This is a genomic window from Mesorhizobium sp. M2A.F.Ca.ET.037.01.1.1, from assembly GCF_003998075.1.
GTDB lineage: Bacteria > Pseudomonadota > Alphaproteobacteria > Rhizobiales > Rhizobiaceae > Mesorhizobium.
The window spans coordinates 1-1,945 of sequence record NZ_RZSA01001125.1 but is presented as its reverse complement, the minus strand read 5'-3'; the positions used below and the strand labels follow the sequence as shown (position 1 = coordinate 1,945).

At 61.6% G+C, this 1,945-nt stretch carries 4 protein-coding genes; 3 read left to right on the top strand and 1 reads right to left on the bottom strand.

Translation table 11 applies throughout. From position 1 onward, the window contains the following. Positions 1–65 precede the first annotated feature (65 nt). Positions 66–269 (bottom strand): CsbD family protein, encoded by a 204-nt coding sequence (locus EOA27_RS34180; protein ID WP_042640013.1) that lies wholly within the window; start codon positions 267–269, stop codon positions 66–68. Positions 270–509: 240 nt separating this feature from the next. On the opposite strand from EOA27_RS34180, the gene EOA27_RS34175 reads away from it, so the two are divergent. The 3 genes from EOA27_RS34175 to EOA27_RS34165 all read left to right on the top strand — a co-directional run bounded on the left by EOA27_RS34175 (position 510) and on the right by EOA27_RS34165 (position 1,926). Further along, complete coding sequence (locus tag EOA27_RS34175) at positions 510–923, top strand: HD domain-containing protein (RefSeq protein ID WP_126083251.1); 414 nt, start codon at positions 510–512, stop codon at positions 921–923. A gap of 465 nt (positions 924–1,388) precedes the next feature. Continuing rightward, positions 1,389–1,598 carry a cold-shock protein gene (locus tag EOA27_RS34170; protein ID WP_126083849.1) on the top strand — a complete coding sequence of 70 codons (210 nt, stop codon included), beginning with the start codon at positions 1,389–1,391 and terminating at the stop codon, positions 1,596–1,598. Positions 1,599–1,704: 106 nt separating this feature from the next. After that, positions 1,705–1,926, top strand: coding sequence for a hypothetical protein (locus EOA27_RS34165; protein WP_245463268.1), 222 nt, complete (start codon positions 1,705–1,707; stop codon positions 1,924–1,926). Positions 1,927–1,945 lie beyond the last annotated feature (19 nt).

Genomic DNA, 1,945 nt, shown 5'->3' with positions numbered 1-1,945 from the left:
CCTGAACGGCTCAGCAAAAAGGGCGCTGCCGCGCGGCAGCGCCCTTTGCTTCGGGCAGTCGGCTGTCACCAGCCTTGGCGGCCGTACCAGTCATCGATGTCGCGGCGCACGCGATCCTTCTCGATGCCGTAGCGTTCCTGGATCTTGCCTTCGAGCTGGTCGCGCTTTCCGGCGATGCGATCGAGATCGTCGTCGGTGAGCTTGCCCCACTGTTCCTTGACCTTGCCCTTCACCTGCTTCCAATTGCCTTCGACGCGGTTCCAATCCATTTGCCGTACCTCCTGTTGGACATGCAGGGCTAACGGCAGCGCGGTCGCGAAGTTCCTGCATACCAGTCTTTTTCTCCGGGCGGGAACATTCGCCAGGCGCCGCTGTTCTGGAAGGCAGGATGGCGCGCAGCCCCGCTCCCCCCGCGAGAGGCGCGCCACCGACCGGGTTCAGACCCGAGCAAGCCCGCCTCGGCCGTCCCTCGCCGGGGCGGGCTCTGTTGTGACGAGATTGGAAGGATCATGCTTCACGAGGCAGCAAAGATCGCCGAGCAGGCTCATCGAGGCCAGAAGGACAAGACCGGTCGGCCCTATATCGAACATCTGAGGCGCGTTGCCGATGCCGTCGAGACGTTGGACGAAAAGACCGTCGCCTACCTGCACGACATTGTCGAGAAAGGCGACGGCTGGACCTTTGAGAGGCTGCAGGGCGCTGGTTTCGGCCTGCCGGTGGTGGCCGCGGTCGATGCGCTGACGCGGCGCATGGACGAGAGCGAGGAAGGTTTTCTCTACCGCGCCGCCTCGAACGGGCTGGCATTGCCGGTGAAGATAGCCGATCTGCGCGACAATCTCTGGCAGGCCCACCAGGCGGGCGTCGCGCCCGAGAAGTACGAAACCGGCCTTGCCATCCTCGACCATCTGGATTCCAGGGGCTGAACCCGGCTTAATCCCGGGGTGAGGAAGCGATCAGCTTGGCCTCGCGGACAAGAGAACTCCAGTGCAGGCCGATAAGGCGGACGAGATCGCGTGCCTATGCCTCGCTGATGCCCGTCTCCCGCACCAGTCGCTTCACCACGTCGCGAGAGGGTGGATTGTTGTCCCTTTTGGCCATTGCTGCCCCATTCAGGAACCGCGCTCGTCGAATCAGGACCAACGCTCTGTCGGATCGACCGCTCCGGCGGGAACTGCTTTGGTTTGGACGGACCGCGGCTTGAAGTATTATGCCCGGGGCCCTTGCCGCTGAGGAAATTAATAGCTATATAGGATAAATCGATCTTGCTGAAAGAACGTTGTTTTCGCGCAAAATGCGCCCCTGCGATCTTCCCTCTCAATTTCGAAGAATTCGTCGCTTGGCGGTTGCCGGGCGGGTACAATTTTGCGTCGATTTGTAAGGAGATCGCAATGACTACTGGAACGGTGAAGTTTTTCAATTCTACCAAGGGTTTCGGCTTTATCGAGCAGGGCGGCGGTCAGCCGGACGTGTTCGTTCACATCTCGGCCGTCGAGCGCGCAGGGCTGCGTTCCCTCGTCGAAGGCCAGAAGGTCAGCTTCGACGTCGTGAAGGATGCCCGCAGCGGCAAAAGCGCGGCCGAGAATCTGCAAGCCTCCTGATCACAGCGCCTCGCGGTCGTTGACCACGGATGTACTGGCATAGGCCGCGGAGGCGCGTTGGAGAAGGTCGGGCTTTGCCCGGCCTTTTTTGATTAAGGAGATGACAATGAAGTCGCTACCGGATACCGGCCTGTTCAAGCCGGTCCCATCCCGCACGGAAGCCAAGACCGACACGACCTCTCGTGTCGCTCGGCAGATTCAGGACCTGGAAGCCAAGGAAAGGGCGGCCAAGACCGAGCGCTTGCGCGCGGCCAGGCTGGCGCAGGAAGCCGAAGCGCCAGTGGCGCTGCCAAGGAAAGCCGCTCCGAAGCGCCCGAAGAAGGGCTAGTTCCTCAACACAGTGATGT